This window comes from Mucilaginibacter aureus, assembly GCF_053514885.1.
In genome coordinates this window covers 300,612-322,892 of sequence record NZ_CP170601.1, presented here as the reverse complement: position 1 = coordinate 322,892, position 22,281 = coordinate 300,612, and the positions used below count along the sequence as shown (strand labels likewise).

Here is a 22,281-nt window from a genome sequence, read left to right as displayed (position 1 = left end):
GAGTTGTCGGTTGTGAGTTATTAATCGCCTGTAATGGCATCGTATAATAGCAATTGATTTTTCGAAACCACCCTTTCGCCCGGCTTGAGGCCCGATGCGATATACGTTACATCATCTACAGTTTTAATGATATTCACCTCGCGCACTTTCAAATCGCACTTGTTGTTATAAACCACCACATAATTTTTACTGCTATCAAAAACAATTGCCTTTGCCGGTATTGATACCGATTGAGCCTTCTCATTATTGGTGATGGTTACATTGGTAAACATCTGCGGCTTTAGCAGCATATCGGGATTAGGCAACGCTATTTTGATCTTCATCACCTTGTTATCCGGGTCGAGCACCGAGCTCACTTCGTTTACCTTGCCGGTAAATACCTTGCCGGGATAGGCGATGGTGGTTACGCTGGCAGTATACCCAACTTTAACCTTGCTAATGTCCGACTCGAACACATTGGCCCAGATCCATACGTCCTTCATATCCGATATGGTGAACATGCTGCCGTTGTTATCCTGGCGGATAAAGCTGCCCGAGGTGATATTTTTTTCGACGATATAACCACTTTGCGGCGCTTTGATAACCAACATGCCATTGGCGCTGGTATTACCGCCGCCGTTAATGGCCAATGCCGATTTTACCTTACTGTTAGCAGCCACGGCCTTGTTGTAATTTTCCTTGGCCTCCGTATAATCGCGCTCGCTGGCTATGCCGTTTTTGTACAGGTATTCGGCCTGCTCCAACTGGCGTTTGCTTACCGCCACGTCCGACTGTGTTGACGACAGATCCGTATAATTACCCGCCACATCGGCACTGCGCATCATAGCCAGCGTTTGTCCTTTGGTTACCTTATCGCCTAAAGATACCTTAACATCCAACACCTGCCCGCTGCTAAACGGAAATACCTTAACCACATGGTTATCATCATTAGCAACCTCGCCCGAAAGCACCAGTTCGTCTTTCATTGTTGTGGTTTTAGCTGTATCGATAGTGATCATTTTGGCCAGCGAATCGCTTACGCAAACCTGCTTGCTTTCGGTAGCTTCCTGTTTTTTGTCTTTGCAGGCTGCGAGGAGCAATAAGCTGTAAAGGCCGGTAACATATATTTCTTTCTTCATGAGCATGTATTCGTTGTATGTGGATCAAGGTTTAATTACAGGTGCGCCAACGGCGAAATCTAAATCGGCAATTGCTTTTTGCAGGTTATACTGCTGTTGCAGGATCCTCAATTTGGTGTCCTTATAAGTGTCGAAAAAGTCAACAAACTCGATCAGGCTTATCTGCCGCTCTTTAAAGCTTTTTAGCATGTTTTTAAAAAGGGTATCGTACTGTTCGTTAAACTCTAACTGCTGGGTCGAGAACAATTGCTGATTGAGCTGGTACTGATTTACTGCCGCCACCACGTCGTTTTTCAACTTCGATTCGTTATCCTTCACTGTATTTTCCTGGCTCATCATGCTGTACTTAGCCGATTTGATATTACCTTGGTTGCGATTAAAAAAAGGCAACGGTAAGCCAATTTGTAAACCATAGTAGTTTTGCGCGTAGCTGCTGTTTTTATCGTACGATGCGCCGATGGTTACATCGGGCACAGCCATAGCCTTTTGCAGATCGAGATTGTGCTGTGCCGATGCTAGTTGCGCCTGGTTTGATAAGTAGTCGGCGCGGTTTGTTTTAGCTTGTTCAATTAGGGTTGGGATATCTAAGTTTGAAGTCTTATTGGGCACATCATTAATCTGAGGAAGAATAAATGACGTTTCATTTGCGTATATTAAAGTTTTTAATTCCGTTTGCAGGTCGTTTATCTGGCGGCTGTTTTCTACCATGTCATTCTGCAGACCAAACAATAAGGCTTTTAAGCGCATCAAATCTTTCATCGAGGTATTACCCGCGTCGAATGATTTTTGAATAGAATTAATCAGATTGGTAGCTGATGATATCTCGTTTTGGTAAACCTTGTTTTGATCAAGCAGGGTAGCCAACTGACTAAAATCTAACTGCAGGTTATAACGCAGGTTACGCATCAGGTCGTTAAACTCGGCTTCCTGTACTTTGGAGTTATCCTTAGCTACCTGTATTTGTTTACCGCGTTTACCGGCGGTGGTAAACACCTGACTAAGCTGCAGGTAAACCTGACCTAAGCCCTGCGCCGAATTATGGTAAAAAAATTTCTGGCTGCCGCTATCGTAAATATTCTGATCGGTGCTTAAAACGGGGTCATCCCAAAGTTTAGCCTGGTCGACCAAGGCTTTGGTCGATTCGACATTATACTTCTGCGCAAGCAACACGAAGTTATTATGCAAAAACTCTTTTTCGGCTTCCTGGAAACTGATCCGCAAGGTATCGTTTTGAGCCCTTGCCTTTAATAATGGTATAGCTAATAGAAATGATAAAAGCGCCAACACAAATTTTAACCGCATAGTTGTTGTTCAATTTTGGATTGTCCAAAACTAAACCGGTATATAAAGCGTGAGATTAGAAAGGGATTAGAATTTTAAATTTCGTGTAAAAATTCTGTGGTAATGGTTGTGCCTGAACCTTCTGTTGATTGTATGCCGAGCGAACCGTTAAACAATTGGATGATTTTTTGAGTAACATACAACCCAATACCATTACCGGCAAAATTGCGGGCATTGGGACTACGGTAAAAAGATGTGGTTACTTTATTTATGTCTTCTGCAGGAATACCGATACCCTGATCCATAATACGGATACGAATTAAATGTTCATCAGCATAAAAATTACAGGTAACCTGCTTTTGCGCCGAAAACTTAAAGGCGTTACTCACCATGTTATTTAAAGCAATAAACATGAGCTGCCGATTAGCCGGGACGGTGAGCAGCGTTTCATTTGCGGGCAAGTGTTCAATATTGATCTTAAGTACACCTGCACCGGCTTTATTGCTCCAAAAATCATGAATTTCCCAAAGCAGCTCGTCCATGCGCACTGGCGTTAAGTGTGCACTATTATAATCTACATCAACTTGTGCTAGTTCCATTAACCCGGATATGGTATCCATTAGTCTTTCTGATTCTTCCAGCACCAGTTGCAACGTTTTAATGTTTTCATCTTTGCTGCGCTCTTTGCTCAACGCCAGTTCAACCTCACCAATGATGCTTGTAATAGGAGTGCGTAATTCGTGCGAGGTATTGGTTACATAAGTTTTTTGCAGTTCAAAGTCACTTTCAAGGCGGGCAAGTAATCGGTTAAAATTACGGGCAAGTTCAGCTATCTCATCTTTATTATTCCCCTCGTTAACCCTTACATTCAACTGCGATGCCTTGATAAGTTGTATTTGTTTAATCAGGTCGTTAATAGGCGAGAGCGCCTTTGTCGCAAAAAAACTGCTCACAAAATAAAGCAGTGCGCCAATCACTAAAAAAACTACCAGCATAATCTGCAATATCCTATCCAGGCGAATGATCCCATCGGTATCGATTGCCGAAACGAGGATCACAAAATTACCCTGATTATCTTTATAATAAACGCCTACTACCTGGTCGGCGCCATCAGCATATTGCAGATGGCCGCGCTTCCTGACATTTTCGATCGTTTTATGATCCCAATGCTGTTCTTCATCATGTATAAATGCAGCCGCGTTACGGCTATCGTACAAGCGGACCACCTCGCCAGGCAAACTTTTCAAATACCGTTCGCGCACCCGGCTTAGCGAGTCGGCGCTAATCTCGTCGGCCTCAAGGTAAAGTTGAGCGGCTACGTTTGCCCGATCGTTTAAATGATTAAAAAAATCGTCGCGGATAAACGACCGGAAGGATACATAAATAGATAACAGCACCACCAGCAATACGCCCGAGCCAATCAAACTAAAATACAGTGAAAGCCTGTTCTTGATCTTCATGTTATGCCGGCTCGGTTTTAAAAATGTAGCCTTTGCCAATTACAGTATATATGTATTTACTGCTAAAACCTTTTTCAATTTTGTTGCGCAGGTAATTTACATATACATCAACCACGTTGGTGCCGGTATCAAACTCAATGCCCCAAACTGTTTTTGCAATGGTTTGCCTCGATAGTATCTTGTCCGGGTTGCGCATCAACAGTTCAAGCAGGGCAAACTCTTTGGTTGTCAACATTATTTTTTTGCCCGAACGTTCGGTGGTATTACTATGCGTATTTAAGGTAATCTCGCCGAGGGTAATCACATTATCAGCATCAGCGTTTTTTTTGCGCCTCAGCAAGGCTTCGATCCGGGCCAGTAATTCTTTAACATGAAAAGGCTTAACCATGTAATCATCAGCGCCGGTATTTAAGCCCGTTACCTTATCATCAATGGTACCTAAAGCGGTGAGCATTAAAATGGGTATATCTTCATCTTTCTGCCTGATATATCGGCAAACCTCCACACCGTTTAAATGCGGCAACAATATATCAAGTATCACCAACAGATACGGTTTACTAGCAAACAATTTAACCGCCTCGGCGCCGTTACTGCAAACATCAACAGTATAATTATTTTCTTCGAGAGCCTTTTTTACAAAAGCCGCTACACGGTGTTCGTCCTCAACTAAAAAGATATGGGGCATACAGATAAATATAGCGTAAATATAACGCTATTCAACCTTAATGGGCATCCTTTCAGTATAACATGCGGCCAGAAACGAGCCAACAGAGATAAAACTTAATTGATTGATCCTAACTATCCAGTGTGATACTGTTTAATGATCAATAAATTGAAAAAGCCTTGAAAATCGAATTTCAAAGAAAAATCGAGTTTCAAGGCTTTTTGCATGTTTGGTAGCGGGGAGCAGGATCGAACTGCCGACCTTAGGGTTATGAATGGGCTGAAATACGGTTTCAAGAATCTTAAAAACCGCCTAAATAAAGCGGAAATGAGGTTTTTAAAATCATATGAATACACATGATCCCATATTGATATAGGGTTTGTATGAACATTGTATGACCAAAATCTCTAGCTTTATCTAATGGTAAAGTAGGGTTTGATTAAGTGTTCATTATGGCAACCGTAAGGGTTTACATCAGAAAAAGACCGTCCAAGGATGGTAAATTTCCAATCTCGATCTGTATCACGATAAGTCGTAAACAGGAGTACATCATGACCGGGCAAAAGCTTGACAGTTTAAGCCACTGGGATGAAAAAGCACAGCGTGTTAAAAAATCGCATCCGAACGCTACCCGCCTTAATAACTTTCTATTAACCGAATTAGCTAAAGCTAATGACAAAGCTTTGGAAATGGAAACTAAAGGCTACGTAGCCCGCTTGGTGTTTTCTGCGAAAAGTATAACAGCCGTGACGCGGCACTGGCCGCTGCGTTCGATGACCTCTGAAAAAAGATATGTCTTCAAAGGTAGGCGACGCAGATACCTGCAACTTTCATCAGGACGTGATCTCCAGAACTTTAAAAGCGATCACTAAATTGGAGGTCGGGTTGGTGCAACTGAGTTTGTTCTAGCAGGTATACCGGTTCCCTTTTTGCTGAGCCAGGTCAGTTCGCTGACCTCACGGGGGCCATTTCTAACAGGTCTAAAATTTAGTTCTATCCTGTATCTGTCTTCTTTGATCACTATCATATACTGCGTATCGTTTTTTAATAAATGACCCGCGCATTAGTCTATGGATCTCCTTCCGGTAAAGCCTGCCCGGGTATATGAAATTCGGGTGTGTTGGTCTTCCTAAAAGGTTAATAACGGTTGTTGGTCAAGAATAGGCAAGGATATGACTTTTAAAAGTTCAATAATCTTCGCCTGGTTGAGTATGAATATGCCCTTTTGCTTGTCTTTATACGATCGCAGCACGCGCCTCCGGCCTTTTGCAGGGACGTAGCCGCGTCAGGTCTCTGACCACCAATTACATAACTACTGAATGATACAACACTTTTTGAACGCAACTTTCGGGATCAGGGGACGGCGATCCGTTATTTTGGCAACCCTCATAGGCATGTCCGCCGGGAACGCAGGGGCACAGCATATCGACCCCGATAAGGAGATCCGTTATTGTGAAATGCAGGCCAGGAGAACGCTTGAGGTAATTCCGGCCGGTTCAAAAAATATTCCCAGAAATATCGATAACGGAAAAACGCAATGGCGCTTTGTCGATTACCACGATTGGTGCAGCGGGTTTTGGCCGGGGATCTTATGGAACCTTTACGGGGCCACACATAAACCGGAATGGAAACTCGCAGCCGACAGGTTCACCCGTGAGCTTGAACCCTTATCCGATCATAGCGGGTTCGACCACGATCTCGGTTTCATGGTGTTCAACAGCTATGGGAAAGGCTACAAGCTGACCCGCGACGGCGCCTACAAAAAAGTGATCCTCAAAGCAGCGGATTCTTTAGCTACGCTTTTTAACCCTAGGGTCGGAACGATCTTGTCCTGGCCAGGTCAGGTAAAGGCTATGGGCTGGCCGCATAATACCATCATTGATAATATGATCAATCTTGAGCTGTTGTTCTGGGCGGCCAGGAACGGAGGAGGGCACCGGTTATACGATATCGCGGTCCGGCATGCGGAAACAACAATGCGGAATCACTTTCGTCCGGATTTTTCTGCTTATCATGTCGTTGTCTATGATACGGTGACCGGCAAAAAGATCAAAGGAGTGACCCATCAGGGATATTCAGACAGCAGTATGTGGGCCAGGGGGCAATCATGGGCGATCTATGGCTTCACCATGTGTTACCGCGAGACGCGCAAAGCAGAATTTTTGGAATTTGCGCAAAAGGTCGCGGATGTTTACCTGCGCCGTTTGCCTGCCGACCATATCCCTTACTGGGATTTTAATGACCCTGCGATCCCCAACGCACCACGCGATGCGTCGGCCGCAGCCGTAACGGCTGCGGCGCTGTTAGATCTGTCCACCTATGTTAAGGATAGATCGAAGGCCGCCCGCTATGAAGCCCAGGCGCGCGCAATGATCGATGAACTGTCGTCCGCGAGATATCAAAGCCGGAACACGAACAGCGCCTTCCTGTTACATTCAACGGGGCACCACCCGGCAGGTACAGAAATAGACGCATCGATCATCTATGCGGATCACTATTACCTGGAAGCATTGCTTAAGCTGAAGGCGCGCGAAGGTCATACCACAAAAAAATAATATAAACTGTGTTAAATTAAGGGCCTAATATTCTGATATGAAAAGATCGTTCTGCGCTACCATTACCTTGTATTTGCTGGTGACCTTCACCATGGTCAGGGCGCAGCAGCCGGTGACCGGCAGCCAGGCCAGCGTCCATTCGCCGGACGGGTCGCTGACGGCCAGCTTTTATCAGAAAGTAAGCGGCACGGGTAAAAAAGAAATGTATTACCAGGTCGCTTGCAAAGGCAGACCGGTCATCATGGCATCGCGGCTGGATATCGCTATGGATAATCAATTGTCAGAAAAGGCGATGGCGCTTAAAGTGGACGCTCACCAGGACTGGTGCGAGAACGTGGCGGTAACCGGGATCAGCACAACGGAACATGATTCGGTATGGGTCCCCGCCTGCGGGGAACGCTCGAAGATCAGGGACCATTACAACATGATCGATATCGCGCTCGTCAAAGATGATGACCCGATCTACACCATGCATATTCAGATCCGTGCCTATGATGAAGGTGTGGCCCTCCGGTATTTTTTTCCTGAGAACCCCAAAGGGACATATTACAATATAACATCCGAGAATACAGAATTCACATTGCCTGCCGGCACGATGGCCTGGTTCGCCAACTGGGCGCAGGCTCCGTATCTCAAACTTCCCTTATCCGGGTGGCCGGGAGAAAGCGAACGGCCGCTGACCCTTGAATTGCCCGGCAACATCTATTTGAGCCTTGCAGAAGCGGGGCTGACCGACTATGCGCGAACGAAATTCAAACTTTCGGCAAACCCCAATACCATCGTGACCTCCATGTTCGGCGGAGCGCAATTGATATCCCCTGTCGCCACTCCATGGCGCGTGATCATGGTCGCGGAAAAGCCGGGCGACCTGATCGAACACAATTACCTGATCTCCGACTTGAACGAAGACAGTAAAATAAAGGACCTGTCATGGATCAGGCCAGGCAAGATCATGCGGGTGATGGACCAATCCACGACCGCTGCAAAACGGAATATCGATCTTGCGGCTTCCCAGCACTTGCAATACATTCTGTTCGACTGGAAGTGGTACGGACCTGCGTTCAGCTTCAACTCGGATGCCACGAAGGTGGCTATCCCGGAATTTGATCTGCCGGAGATCATTCGCTACGGCCAGCAAAAAGGTATCGGCGTATGGCTGTACGTCAATCAGCAGGCGCTGATCGCGCAAAGCGATAGCTTGTTCGCTGTATATCGCAAATGGGGCGTCAAAGGCGTCAAATTCGGATTCGTACAGGCCGGGTCGCACCGATGGACCACCTGGATCGAAAAGGCGATACAACAAGCGGCGGACAGCCACATCATGGTCAATATCCATGATGACTGGCGGCCTACGGGCGAACAACGCACCTGGCCCAACCTGATGACCGCCGAAGGGATACGGGGTAACGAAGAAATGCCGGATGCTACGCACAATACCGTCCTGCCATTCACCCGGTACATCGCAGGGCCTGCCGATTATACGATCTGTTACTTTGATAAACGCATCAAGACGACGCACGCCCACCAGCTGGCGCTCGCAGCGATCTATTATAGTCCTATCCAGACCCTGTTCTGGTATGACCGGCCCGAACAATATCATAATGAACCGGAACTGGACTTCTGGAAGAAGATACCGACCACATGGGATGAGACCGTCGTGGTTCAGGGCGCTCCCGGTGAGTATATCACGACCGCCAGACGGAAAGGTGATGAATGGTTCGTAGGCAGCATTACCAACACCAGCGCCCGCCACCTTTCTATCCCTTCGGATTTCCTGCAAAAAGGTACGAGATACAACATCATCATTTATGCCGATGATGCAGCGGTCAATACCGCAACCCATGTCAGCGTGATCAAAAAAGTGATCACAGGTGGAGAGCTGATAGAGACCGACCTGCAAGCTTCGGGCGGGCAGGCGATCTACATTACCAGATCGAATTAATTGTGATCAATTATGAAAAGAACGAAACACACTACACAACGCGCGCAAGGTCAGGGTCCTCAAGGGTACTGGTCACAGTTCCGCAAAGCCTGTACCTTTTTCGTCATGGGCCTGATCATGCTCAGCGCCTGCGCTACACCCGTTAAAGCGCAGGCCTTCGTTCATCCGGGTCTGTTGCAGGGCGATGATGACCTTCAGCGGATGCGGGAAGCGATCACAAAGAGGACCGAACCGATATACTCCGGATATATCGCCTTCAGGGATCATCCGCAATCCCAAAATACCTATAAGATGCAGGGGCCTATGGAAATGGTCGGCCGCAATCCCACCATAGGCCAGGGAGCATACGACGCGGATGCGAACGCCGCTTATCAGAACGCGGTCATGTGGGCGGTAACCGGTGACCGGAAATTTGCGGCTAAAGCGATCGAGATCGTCAATGCCTGGTCATCAACCCTAAGATCGGTAACTGGCAGGGATGCCGTGTTAATGGCTGGCCTGGGTCCCTTCAAAATGGTCAACGCAGCGGAGATATTACGTTATACCGCTTCGGGCTGGACCGAAGCCGAAGCGAAAAGAGCCGAACTGCATTTCAAGACAGTGATCTACCCGGTCATCCGGGACCTCGCGCCGTTCGCAAACGGCAACTGGGACACCGCGGCGCTGAAGACAATGATGGCCATTGCCGTATTTACAAATGATCGTGATATCTTTAACAAAGCGCTGATATACTATCAAAAAGGTGCGGGCGATGGCAGCCTGAACCACTATATTGTTAATGAGACCGGGCAATGCCAGGAAAGCGGTCGCGATCAGTCGCACACCCAGCTCGGTATCGCCCATCTGGCGGATTGCGCGGAGATCGCCTGGCACCAGGGACTTGATCTCTACGGCTTTGACCATGATCTTTTGCTGAAAGGATTCGAATATACCGCGAAATATAACCTCGGCATGGATGTACCTTATGTGCCCAAGATGGACAGGACCGGGAAATACTACCATCCCAAAATTGCTGAAGAGGGAAGGAACAGACTTCGCGCGATCTACGAGGAGGTCTATAATCATTATGCCAAAAGAATGAACAGGCCTGCGCCGTTCACTGCGCAGGCGGCGGAAAAAGTAAGGCCCGAATTGCAAGCGCTGCCAGGCGCGGATCATATCGGCTTCGGCACATTCCTCTATTCAAGGCCCGGCGCCACCGGTTCGACTGCCAAAGAGAAAAGCGCGGCCCGCGCCCCGGGCGGGCTGATCGCCGAGCCATCCGGAGGCGGCATCCTTTTGTCCTGGGTCGGCGCCATCGACGCAAGATCGTATACGCTGGCCAGAGCGGAAGAGGAAAAAGGGACATTTCGTGTAGTGGCATCTGGTTTGACCGGGGAAAGCTTCGAAGATAAAAAGGTGATCTCCGGCCGGCGCTATCGTTATCGCCTGACCGCGGTGAACATATCCGGTAAGGCTGGTGATGCAGCGACCGTCGCGATCACCGCTGGTTTGCCGAATGGCTGGCAATATGGCCCGCTTACCCGCCAGGCAGGGGAACTGGCTTATGGGGACGGCGACCGGTTGACCATTGAAGCTAAAGGATCCGGGGAAACGCCTTTCCTGGTACATCAAGTGCCGGGAACAGATCCAACTTTTATCGTTCGGTACGTACCGCAGCTAAGTTCGCAGTTCACCAATTTCGGGATATCCTTAATGGGCGCTGAACCGACCTCACCGCAGGTCTCGTTGACGGTCGCGCCACAAAAGTCATCACAGGTAGAAGCGCCGGAGTGGCGTGTCCAGTTAAAAGTTAAAAAGGAAAATTCAGATACCCTGGCCATCATCAGTTCCCAGGCGCTTCCGGAACCCTTCGTGACTTTCAGCAGGCTGACCGGTCATTGCTGGCTTAAGTTGGAATACCGCGGCGCTTCCTGCGCCGCATTTTATTCCTCGGACGGCGGGACGTGGGTGCCAGCCGGGAGCATCCCGGTAAAAAGACAGGCTTTCTCCAAAGCCGGGATCATGGTCAGCTCCGGGCTCGCGGTCACGACAAATGTACAATTTGACCATGTCAGTATCCGATGAACGTATGCCTTGCAAAAATATATCCTGAAATAACCACTTTATAAGATCCTATAAACCTATCATGACGAAAGCTCCTTTTACAGAAAAAAAGTTCATACTCACGTTGATCTTCGTAACTTCATTATTTATGTTCTGGGGCATTGCAGTCTCCATGGCAGATGTACTGAACAGGCATTTCCAGGCGGTACTCAACGTATCAAAGGCGCGATCAGGCCTGGTACAGTTCTCCATATTTGGCGCTTATTTTATAATGGGGATACCTGCGGGTCTATTCATGAAACGTTTTGGCTATAAAAAGGGTGTCCTGTTGGGCCTTTCATTATTTGCCTTAGGGGCATTTCTATTTGTCCCTGCCGCAAATGCGGAATCGTTCCTGTTTTTCAGATTCGCCCTGTTTGTTGTCGGTTGCGGACTATCAACCCTTGAGACCGTTGCCCACCCGTTCATGGCAGCTTTGGGTCCGCAGCAGACCAGTGATCAGCGGGTAAATTTCGCTCAATCGTTCAATGCTTTAGGGGCGATCCTCGGGCCGATCATCGGATCGGTCTTCGTATTTGGTATCGGTACCGGCAGTACGGCCGAAGGGCTTAGTTCCATCAAGATCCTATACACGGTCATTGGTACCGTGATCGCTTTAGTAGCGCTGTCTTTTTCTTTTATCAAAGTTCCCGAGCTCACGGACCCGCACGATGTTGTGACCGAAGGGTTCGCCGGCGAACTGGTGCCGAAGGCTCCCAAAAGATTATTTCAGCACAGGCATTTCGTTTGGGCAGCGGTCGCGCAGTTCTTTAATGTTGCCGCGCAATCGGGAACGTGGGCATTTTTTATCAATTATGGCCATGATAAGATGGGCATGACAGATAAGGTGGCCGCGGGTTACATGGGCGTTTTTATGTTAATGATGCTGATCGGAAGATTTGTGGGCACTGCACTGATGCGCTTTATCGCGCCTAATAAACTATTGGCGACTTTTGCTTTGGGCAATATCCTGATGTGCCTGATCGTCGCTCAGAATTTTGGATGGCCATCTTATATCGCCCTGATCGCTATCAACTTTTTCTTTAGTATCATGTTCCCGACGATCTTCAGTTTGGGGATCAAAAGCCTGGGGAATCAAACACAGCAAGCATCCTCTTTTATTTCCATGGGAGTTGTTGGCGGAGCGGTGTTCCCGATGATCATGGGTAGGATAGCTGACCATGACGTGGCGCAGGCCTACTACCTGCCGATCATTTGCTACGCGATCATCTTTCTTTTTGGTGCGAGATTTTACAAAGTACAACATTCCAGATAGTACATCCAATGCCGGCGAATGAAAAGAAAAGTAACACTTAAGGACATCGCAGCCGAATTGGGGATATCTCAGACCACCGTTTCGTTCATCATTAACGGGAAGGCACGGGAGAACCATATCAGACCCGATCTTGAGCAACGCGTATTGGAACATGTGGATAGAGTAGGATATCGTCCCAACCACCTCGCGCAGATCTTACGGACGGGCAAGACCAAGATCATCGGCATGTTGATGGAAGATATTTCCGACCCTTTTTTTTCGTCGATCTCCAGGATCATCGAAGAGATAGCCTTTGCAAAAGGCTACAAGATATTCTTTTGTAGTACCGAGAACGATCCTGACAAAACAAGGGAACTGCTCAAAGCTTACCGCGATCGTGAGGTGGATGGGTACATCATCGCCCCGCCCCCCGGGATCGAGGCCGAATTGAAGGGCCTTGCCGAGGACGGATATCCGGTGATCCTGTTCGACAGGACGCTGCCGGGCCTGAGATTAGATAATGTGCTGGTCGATAATTACCAGGGCACCTTTAACGTGGTACGGCATTTCATTGACAACGGTTATAAGAACATCGCCATGATCACCTTGGACTCCGGGCAGGGTCAGATGATGGAACGGCAAAAAGGATATTTGGCCGCAATTGCCGGAAATGCCCAGGGCCCGCTGATCAAAATGATCAGGTATCCCCACCTGAGGTCCGACAGTATCCTGGAAATAAAAGAGTTCATTTCCGGGAACAGGCAGGTGGATGCCCTGTTTTTTGCGACGAACTATATCGCTGACAACGGTTTGGAAGCGATCAGGGACCTCGGTTTGAACATCTCCATGGATATCGGGGTGGCCGTATTCGATGACCATGATCTTTACCGGTTATTTACCCCTTCGGTTACTGCGGTCGCACAGCCGGTCAAGCTGATAGCGGAACAGATAATTGACCGGATACTACAAAAGTTAGCGGGCGAGCTTGTCCCGGACGACGTACGCAGTTTCGTATTGCCGACCCGCCTGGTCGTGAGGGATTCATCTCTGCCGAAGGTGGTCGAGCTCTCCGGTGTAGTGCCGGGAACGTATCAGCCGGGAACTGACAAGTGATAAAAACAGATAAGTATAACAACAACAGAAAACTACCACCAATGGGTGAACCATCGATATCTTCGCGACCTATGACGATCAACCACAAATGCCGGACCGACATACCTCTATCCTTAATTTTGATCATCACCTTTGTTTTTTTCTTCACCGGGATCCTGCCGTCATGGGCTCAGGTGACCGAAATGACAAAACTGTCTTCCCCCGATGGACATACCGAGCTGGAAGTTGGTCTGAACGAGCGGCAGGAATTGGTCTACTCATTAAAACATAAAGATCGGCTCATTACTTCCTGGTCCCGTTTAGGATTGGTCCTGGACCATACCGATATCGGCAGGTCGGTCAAACTGCTCGGCACATCGGCCCATAAGCATAAGGAACGGATCGTATGGCCCCTCGGCGAATCAAAGTATCTCGACAACAACTACCGTGAACTAACCCAGCGTTATCAAACTGCCGGGATCAGTTTCGACATGGTCTATAGGTGCTACAATGGAGCGGTCGCTTTCAGGTATATTGTCCATAAAGCCGCGGGGGAACGGACCCGTGTGGACCGGGAAGCTACGGAGTTCAATTTGGCGGATAATTACGGCATTTATCAATATCATGAAGAATCGCAATTCAGTAAATTGCGGCTGAATGAAATGACCAATACCTGCGATCTGCCGGCCACACTCGTTTCTTCTGCACCAATGTATTTGAGTATCGGCGAGGCTGATAACCGCAATTACACCAAATGCGTATTGCTTAAGGGCGAAAAGCCGAATAGCCTGGTAATGAATTTCTATATTGATACCCTTTACCGCAACCACCAGGTCTCAGAGATCAGGAAGGACACGATGGTCCGGTTCACCGGTACCTTCCAAACGCCATGGAGAACGATCAGCTGTTCAGAAAGCGCGGTAGGATTACATGATCATAGTCAATTATATCTTATGCTCACTGAACCTGAGAACAAGACGGACGCGGGTCAGGTCAGGCCCGGTAAAGTGGTCAGGCTGGACGTGAACACGAATGCTGGCCTGGAAGGTATCAGCTTCGCTGCGGCGCATAATTTTTCGTACGTGCTTTTTGATGCAGGTTGGTATGGCGCCGAGTTCCGGACCAGTTCGGATCCGACAAAGCCTATCGATGGGTTCGACATCGAAAAGCTTACTGCCTATGGCAGGTCGAAAGGGATCGGCGTCATATTGTATGTGAACTATGTAGGGCTGAAAAGTAAATTGGACACCATATTGCCGCTCTACAAAAAATGGGGAGTGGCAGGATTGAAATTCGGTTTCGTAGATGGTGGAACACAAAAGGGACTTTCCTGGCTGGATACCGCTATGCAGAAAGTGAATGACAGCGGGTTCATTTTGAATGTGCATGACCATTACAAGCCGACAGGTTTAAGCAGAAGGTATCCGTACCAGCTGTCACAGGAAGGCATCCGCGGCGATGAGAATAGCCCGGACGCCTTTCACACCATGGTCCTTCCCTATACGCGCTTTCTTGCCGGTGCGGCAGACTTTACTTTCTGCTATCCGAACAGCAAAAATATCTTTGCAAAGAACCTCAGGGTCAGCAAAGGCCAGCAGATGGCCTTGACCGTAATATACTTCAGCCCCATGCCCTCCATATTCTGGTATGGTAAACCGAGGGACTATACGGACGAAAAAGAGATCGAATTCTTTACTTATGTTCCCACGGTGTGGGATGAGTCCCGTTATCTTACCGGAGAGATCGGTGAGAATATCGCCGTGGCCAGAAAAAAGGATAAGATATGGTACCTGGGGGCAGCCTGCGGCCTGAATGCGTGGTCAGCTTACGTTCCTTTGAATTTCCTGGACCGCTCAAAGAAATATGAAGCGACCTTATACGAAGATGACGGCAACAAAGGCGTGCACATCCGGCAACTAATGGTAACCTCAGAGACCCTATTGCCGGTCTCGCTTGGCGCGGCAGAAGGCCAGGCGGCCATTTTTCGCCCGGTGAAATAAGATGACCGGGCTGTTTTCCTGCCCGGCGGTGCCGGTCTGTAAAGATTTTCAAATTATTGTGAGTATAAACATCTTCGTGCCTTGTCTTTAGGATTAGACAGCAGCTCATAGATCCTAACAACACATAGAACGTGCTGAGTGTCACCAATAAACCCAATTTAGTAAACCTTAATTAAATGATTATGATCTTTTTTTACAGTAAAAAGCTCCGGATCGGCCGACTTTGCGCAGTAGTGCTCATGGTATTATCATGCCATTTCGCATTCGCTCAAACCAAAGCAGTTAACGGAAAAATCGTCGACGCCGAAACTGGTGACCCTGTCATCGGCGCCACCGTTCTCATTGCCGGAACGAACACCGGCGTCGCAGCGGATATGAACGGTAGTTTCAAGATAAATGCCCCCGATGGCAGTTCCCTTACCTTCAAGAGCATCGGTTACACCGCGATCACGATCAAGGCCGCTTTTGATCATCCTATGCAGGTCAAACTTGCCGCATCGTCAGCAAGCCTGGCCGAAGTAGCTGTGGTCGAGGTAGGCTTGGGTACACAGAAAAAGGCGACCGTTACCGGCTCTATAGCCACGGTAGGCGCGAAGGTCTTCCAGGACCGTGGCCCGACCGCTAACCCGATCGCGAATCTGCAGGGAGAAATGCCCGGCGTCGTGGTGACCCGTTCATCCGCCCAACCCGGCAGGGAGAACTGGAACCTCCAGATAAATGGGGTGACCTCGGTGAACGGCCAGGACGCTCTAGTGATCCTGGACGGGGTAGCATTGAACAACAACAATGAACTGAACTCCATCAACCCGAATGATATTGAAAGCGTTACCGCGCTGAAGGACGGCTCTGCATCTATCTATGGCGCACGCGCCGCTTATGGCGTGATCCTGATCAATACAAAGAAAGGAAAGGCCGGTAAGATGAAGGTCCAGTACGACCCCTCTGTTTCGGAGAAATTCCTGGGCCTGCAGCCTAAAATGACCAACATCGACCAATGGTCGAACGGTTTGAAACAAGCAAAGCTGAACGATTTTTATGGCGTTACCCCGGTAAGGGACCTTTGGTATGATATGGCCGTATTTGCCTTGGCTCATAAGAACCAGGTGATACTTGCCTCGCAGATCCCGGGAAACACGGGACCTAATATCCCTGCCAATACGATCTATGACGGGCTTCCCCTTCCGCAGTTCACCGATACGCATGAACTCGATTTCATCGACCAGAGTTTACAACAGTATATCTGGGGATCCTCAACTTCGACACAACACAACCTGAGCATTTCCGGAGGATCTGAAAAGAATATCTATCGCGTCTCTTTCGGTTACCTGAACGATGCCAGTCAGTTGAAGATAGGAAATAACGGTAATCAGCGTTATAATCTAAGATTAAATGACGGATACAATTTCAGCGATAAGGTTCAGTTACAGACCAATATCGCCCTGGAAAGGAATGATATTCAACAGCCTACACTTTATACGACCGGCTCTTATAGCGCATTGGGAAATGGTTTCCAGATCGGCATCCCGATGTATACACAGTCAGGGCAACCATACCAGTGGGGCGGCGTTGCAAGTCCCGCAGGATTATTGCGTGACGGCGGTGATAACCTGGAAAGTAATATCAGGGCTCTTCTTAATGCTACGCTGACCTATAACTTTGTGAAACACATGAGTTTTACAGGTACCGCAGGCTATAATACCTGGTTGCAGGACGACCGTGTTCAGACAAAAACCGTGCGCCTTTATTCGTATGATGACGCATACCTGACCGGGACGACAGCACCTACCGGAAGCTCTTCCTCAGGTTCACAAAGTTATTTTCGTCAAAATATCAGCGACCCTTATTATAACCTGGTCGGACGCCTTACTTATAGCAATACGTTCAACAAAATGCATGACGTGACGCTGATGGTCGGCGGTTCTTATGAAAGGGACGAATACGACATGATCAATACCAGGACCTACAATACGGGCACCGATGATCTTGCCGCATTGAATCTCGGATTGAGCAGCACGACAGGCGGCTTCGTTACCAATGACGAACAGCGCAACCATTACGCTTTGGGGTCTTATTTTGCCAGAGCGACCTATGCCTTTAAAGGAAAATACCTCTTTGAGGCCATCGGAAGGTACGACGGTTCATCAAAATTCATTGCTGACAGTCGCTGGAAACCATTCTATAGCCTTCAGGGCGCATGGCGTTTAAGCGAGGAAGGTTTTGTAAAGAAAACCAATATATTCAACGAACTGAAGATAAGGGCCAGCTATTCAACTTCTGGTAGCCAGGGAGGCATCGGTCTGTACGATTATCTTCAGTCGCTTAACGTAGCAAGCAGCGGTACATTACTTGGAAGCACGATAGCCACCAACACCACCACCACAGGGAACCTGGTATCTCTTGACCGTACCTGGGAGACGATCATCAAAAGGAACCTGGGTCTTGATTTCGGGATCCTGAATGGCCGGTTGAACGGCACCGTCGATGTATTCAGAAATGAGAATAAGAATATGCTTGTCAGCGTGACCTATCCGGGCACTTTAGGCATAGGCGCACCGCAATCTAACAATGGCGACCTAAGGACCTGGGGTTGGAGCGCACAACTTACATGGCGCGACCATGTTGGCAAACTGACCTATTCTGTAAGCGGGAATGTTACCGACAGCCAGAACAAGCTTGTCTATTTCAACGGCGTACCTGCACTGGGCGCTGGTTATAATGCGACCGTGGAAGGCTATCCGCTGGGATCTTATTTCGGTCTTAAATACGGAGGTCGGTTCCAGACCCAAAGCGACGTAGATGCTTATAATGCCAAATACTATAATCCCGGTGGCGTCACCAATCAGATCGGCATCCCGATCGCAAGTCCGCTTACCAACCTTCCGGGACAAAATTCAGGATTGCGTCCCGGCGACAACTATTTCGTGGATACCAATGGCGACGGGAAGTTATCTTACGGTACTTCGACCGCGGACATGGACGACCTTGTCTTCCTCGGCACGGATGCGCCACGCTACGCGTTCGGCTCGACCATCAACTTACAATGGAAAGGATTTGACCTTACCGCGATCTTTCAAGGTGTTGGTAAGAGAACGATATTCCGCGCTAACGGTAGCGCAAATAACTGGAGGGTGCCGTTCCTGTCCCTTGGGCAGGCCCAAACGACCCAATGGGTAGGTAATACCTGGACGCCTGATAACACGAATGCATATTACCCGAACCTTCACACCAATGGCATCAACGGTTATAATTATCAGATATCAAGCTGGTCAGTGGAGAACGGCGCGTACGTACGCCTGAAAAACCTGGTGATCGGCTATACGTTGCCAAAGGCCATGATGGAAAGATCCAAGGTATTCAGCTCACTAAGGTTCTATCTGTCGGGAAGCGACCTGTGGGAAGCTACTGCCGTTCATGATGAATGGGACCCAGAAACGACCCGTACCACACAGGGCAACGAGCGCTATCCTTTCTACAGGTATGTAACATTAGGCGCAAACATCACATTTTAATTGAACAATTATGAAAAATATACATAATAAGATATTTCAAATACTGGCCGTTGTCATCCTCGTCGTTCAGGGCGGATGTAAAAAGGGCCTCGATCTGAAACCGCTTGATCAGCTTTCCGATGCGGCGTATTTCAAATCGCCCAACGACTTTAAAACTTTTGCCAACCAATATTATGGCTATCTGCGCAACTTCAATAATTCTTTTGCGGACAACCCCCACTATGACGGGCGGGCAGATGTCTTCGGAGGAGGGGGCACTTATGGCGCCGGAACAAATACCGTTCCGGCCAGTGACGCCAGCTGGACCAATAACTATAGCCGGATCAGGAACTGCAACTATCTGCTGGAAAAAGCGGCGGCCTACAGCGGCGATCAGACCGGGATCGCTCAGTTTGTGGCCGAGGCCAAATTTTTCAGGGCCTATAGCTACTTCGATCTGCTGCAACTTTACGGCGGCGTTCCATTGATCACCCATACGCTGGACCTTACTTCCCCGGAACTTTATGGCCCCAGGGCGACCCGCGATGCGATCGCAGATCAGATCGTCGCAGATCTGGAAGCTGCTATCCCGGGCCTGCCGGCATCAATTCTGTCGAATTCTGCCGATTTTGGTAGGGTAAGCAAACCCGCCGCACAGGCGTTCCTGGGCCGCGTAGCGCTTTACGAGGGGACCTGGCTAAAATTCAGGAACATCAATCCCACCCGATACAACATGTTGCTTGATAAATCAGTAGCCGCATCAAATGCCTGTATCACCAGCAATCAGTTCGCGCTGTTCGGAACAGCCGCATCAAATGCGTTGGGCGGTAACAGCACGATATTGGGTGATTCATCCCAAAAATATCTGTTCATATTGGAGAATCCCAAATCTAATCCTGCCGGCGTGAACAAATCTGCGAACCATGAATATATCTTATCTTACAGATATGACGACGTTAGCAAACCGATAAATACCAATATCAGCAGACAAAGTACCCAGATCGGTCCTCAGCACAAATACGTCAATGCTTTCTTATGCCAGGACGGCCTGCCTATAGAAAAATCCCCGCTATTCCAGGGATTTCAGACCTACGGATCTGAATTCGTGAATAGGGATAACCGCTTGCGTTATACCATCAGAGTGATGAATATGTATTACTGGTATAGTGGTACAAATGGCAGGGTCAGCTGGCTCAATGACGCCGCCGATAATAGCAATGCATATATCACAAAGGTCACTCAGATCCTGGGATATTCTAATCAAAAATGGACCAATGAACGTAGTACCCCGGATACTAAAGAGGCTGAGGACTATCCGGTGATCCGCTATGCAGAGGTGTTATTGAATTATGCGGAGGCTGTTTTTGAACGAAATGATGCGATCACAGATGCAGATCTTAACAGGTCCCTGAATTTAGTCCGCTTACGGGTAAACAAGAACATGCCGCCATTGACGAATGCGTTCGCGGCAGCTAACGGCCTGGATCTTCGAACCGAGATCCGTCGTGAGCGCTTTATTGAATTGTATTATGAGAATTTTAGGTTTGACGATATCAAGCGCTGGCACAGTGCCGCAACGGACCTGGTATCCAATGTTGGCGGTACTGCATACGGGAACGCCGCAGCATTTGTCAGCCCTTGGCCGGTAGGTATCAAATATACGGGCACACAGGCTCAGCTGGGTCCTAATCCATGGACCCCGGCGCCGACCAGTGCCAAGGATGCCAATGGCCAGATCATCCTTGATAATACCGCCCGTACATTCTCGGAGAAAAATTATTTATATCCCATCCCCACCCAACAGATCACGTTAAACCCCGCACTGGTCCAAAATCCAGGCTGGTAATAAATGGTCTTTTAAGTGCTGTCACATCTGTGACAGCACTTTCTTTTTATATCCACTTCCGTGAACCCGCAACAGGACGTCAGCCAAATGCCAATATGTTGAACGCAAATGCGATCAATGCGCTTCCGCGGGGATAAACAAATCCATGTTCTTTTGAGTATGATCGGGATCTTTTTTTGTCTCAATAGTGGAGCGGCCTGGTGCCTGGTCATCATGTCAATGGAATAAGAGGGTGCGGATACCAGCCATTACACTAACGAGGTCGCTTTTATACGATAACCATAGAATAAGAAAAGAATGAATGACGCAACTACCTATGATCACCGATACGTATTATGTGCCGACATCGGAGGCTCACATATCACGACGGCAATTTGCGATCTGAATAATTACGCCATCCTTAAACACACGTTTGTAAGGAATGAACTCAATAGCAAAGGTAGCGCCCCCCAGATCCTGAAGGTTTGGGCGGATACCATTCAGCGGTCCTTGTCGCACTTTCATCTGTCGGTAAGCGGTATGGCATTCGCTATGCCCGGGCCGTTCGATTATGAGAATGGCATTTCCTATATCAAAGGCCTGGCCAAGTATGAATCGCTTTTTGGATATGATATTAAAGAGCACCTGGCTTATGAGTTCGATATCCCGGCTGTGAACATCCGGTTCATGAACGATGCGCGATCGACCATCGCGGGCGAGGTATATGCCGGTGCGGGTCGCGGACTGAACGAATTGATCGGGATAACGCTGGGCACAGGTTTTGGCTCAGCTATTTTTAAGGAGAATGACGTAAGCGACCTGAATTGGGGTAGTGTATCATACAAAGAGACCATTGCTGACGACCATCTCTCGACACGCTGGTTCTTAAAAAGTTATTTCGAGCGCACCGGACTTTCTGTGATCGGGGTCAGGGAACTCGCCCTATTGGCCCAGGAAAATGGTAGCGCCAGGGAAGTATTCAGGGAATTCGCCCAGAACCTGGCCGGTTTCCTGTCTGACCGCGTGGCTAACTCCGGCGCCCAATGTTTGCTGATCTGTGGTAATATAGCCAAAGCATCCCGGCTGTTCATCCCGCAGCTTAAACGAAAATTGGATATTGAGATCCGTTTGGCACAACTGGGGGAAGAGGCGTCGCTGATCGGGGCAGCATCACTTTTCAGGCCGGAGCTGGAGCCTGGGCTGATCAGAGTGATACAATAAGATGGCGGCGAGGCCGGGTGATGCATGTAGCTTTGTAAGCTATATTTTTAGCGGTGGAAAAAAAGTAATTAGATATATATATTTGTATTGGTAGCATGACCAATAACGACTCTTACAAAAATAGGATGAAAAAATGTCTGGGGGAAACCGAAGGATCATTGATCAGGATCAAAAAGCCGAAGATCAGTAAGCAACAGATCGCAACGCATTGGAACATGATCTTAGCAAGGATCGAACCCGCAGCGGAGGAGATCAGGCAGAGCGCTCATCTGTTAAAAAAGTAATTGTTCATAGG

At 48.4% G+C, this 22,281-nt stretch carries 15 protein-coding genes; 11 read left to right on the top strand and 4 right to left on the bottom strand.

Annotation, left to right across the window (positions count from 1 at the left end):
- Positions 1–20: 20 nt before the first annotated feature.
- The 4 genes from ACFGVR_RS01410 to ACFGVR_RS01395 form a co-directional block, all read right to left on the bottom strand.
- Positions 21–1,118 carry an efflux RND transporter periplasmic adaptor subunit gene (locus ACFGVR_RS01410; RefSeq protein ID WP_448700621.1) on the bottom strand — a complete coding sequence of 366 codons (1,098 nt, stop codon included), beginning with the start codon at positions 1,116–1,118 and terminating at the stop codon, positions 21–23.
- 24 nt (positions 1,119–1,142) lie between these two features.
- Positions 1,143–2,405, bottom strand: coding sequence for a TolC family protein (locus tag ACFGVR_RS01405; protein ID WP_448700619.1), 1,263 nt, complete (start codon positions 2,403–2,405; stop codon positions 1,143–1,145).
- Between the two features lie 89 nt (positions 2,406–2,494).
- Positions 2,495–3,859, bottom strand: coding sequence for a sensor histidine kinase (locus tag ACFGVR_RS01400; protein ID WP_448700617.1), 1,365 nt, complete (start codon positions 3,857–3,859; stop codon positions 2,495–2,497).
- Between the two features lies 1 nt (position 3,860).
- A complete protein-coding gene (locus ACFGVR_RS01395; protein WP_448700615.1) occupies positions 3,861–4,544 on the bottom strand; it encodes a response regulator transcription factor in 684 nt (227 codons plus the stop codon).
- 431 nt (positions 4,545–4,975) lie between these two features.
- On the opposite strand from ACFGVR_RS01395, the gene ACFGVR_RS01390 reads away from it, so the two are divergent.
- From ACFGVR_RS01390 to ACFGVR_RS01340, 11 genes are all read left to right on the top strand, one after another.
- On the top strand, positions 4,976–5,395 hold the full coding sequence (locus ACFGVR_RS01390) for an Arm DNA-binding domain-containing protein (protein ID WP_448700613.1): 420 nt from the start codon (positions 4,976–4,978) through the stop codon (positions 5,393–5,395).
- A 447-nt stretch (positions 5,396–5,842) separates the two neighbouring features.
- Positions 5,843–7,078, top strand: coding sequence for a glycoside hydrolase family 88 protein (locus ACFGVR_RS01385; protein WP_448700611.1), 1,236 nt, complete (start codon positions 5,843–5,845; stop codon positions 7,076–7,078).
- Between the two features lie 37 nt (positions 7,079–7,115).
- On the top strand, positions 7,116–9,020 hold the full coding sequence (locus ACFGVR_RS01380; protein WP_448700609.1) for a glycoside hydrolase family 97 catalytic domain-containing protein: 1,905 nt from the start codon (positions 7,116–7,118) through the stop codon (positions 9,018–9,020).
- A gap of 12 nt (positions 9,021–9,032) precedes the next feature.
- The gene (locus tag ACFGVR_RS01375; protein WP_448700608.1) at positions 9,033–11,087 is read left to right on the top strand and encodes an alginate lyase family protein; all 2,055 of its coding nucleotides are present in this window, start codon (positions 9,033–9,035) and stop codon (positions 11,085–11,087) included.
- Positions 11,088–11,148: 61 nt separating this feature from the next.
- A complete protein-coding gene (gene fucP, locus ACFGVR_RS01370) occupies positions 11,149–12,381 on the top strand; it encodes an L-fucose:H+ symporter permease (protein ID WP_448700605.1) in 1,233 nt (410 codons plus the stop codon).
- An 18-nt stretch (positions 12,382–12,399) separates the two neighbouring features.
- Positions 12,400–13,473 (top strand): LacI family DNA-binding transcriptional regulator, encoded by a 1,074-nt coding sequence (locus ACFGVR_RS01365; protein WP_448700604.1) that lies wholly within the window; start codon positions 12,400–12,402, stop codon positions 13,471–13,473.
- Between the two features lie 119 nt (positions 13,474–13,592).
- Positions 13,593–15,452, top strand: coding sequence for a glycoside hydrolase family 97 catalytic domain-containing protein (locus ACFGVR_RS01360; protein ID WP_448700602.1), 1,860 nt, complete (start codon positions 13,593–13,595; stop codon positions 15,450–15,452).
- Between the two features lie 176 nt (positions 15,453–15,628).
- Positions 15,629–18,961 carry a SusC/RagA family TonB-linked outer membrane protein gene (locus tag ACFGVR_RS01355; protein ID WP_448700600.1) on the top strand — a complete coding sequence of 1,111 codons (3,333 nt, stop codon included), beginning with the start codon at positions 15,629–15,631 and terminating at the stop codon, positions 18,959–18,961.
- 10 nt (positions 18,962–18,971) lie between these two features.
- On the top strand, positions 18,972–20,786 hold the full coding sequence (locus ACFGVR_RS01350) for a RagB/SusD family nutrient uptake outer membrane protein (protein WP_448700598.1): 1,815 nt from the start codon (positions 18,972–18,974) through the stop codon (positions 20,784–20,786).
- A 297-nt stretch (positions 20,787–21,083) separates the two neighbouring features.
- Entirely contained in the window at positions 21,084–21,986 is a 903-nt protein-coding gene (locus ACFGVR_RS01345) for an ROK family protein (RefSeq protein WP_448700596.1), read from the top strand.
- Between the two features lie 125 nt (positions 21,987–22,111).
- Positions 22,112–22,270, top strand: a complete 159-nt coding sequence (locus ACFGVR_RS01340) for a hypothetical protein (RefSeq protein ID WP_448700594.1) — start codon at positions 22,112–22,114, stop codon at positions 22,268–22,270.
- Positions 22,271–22,281: the final 11 nt, after the last annotated feature.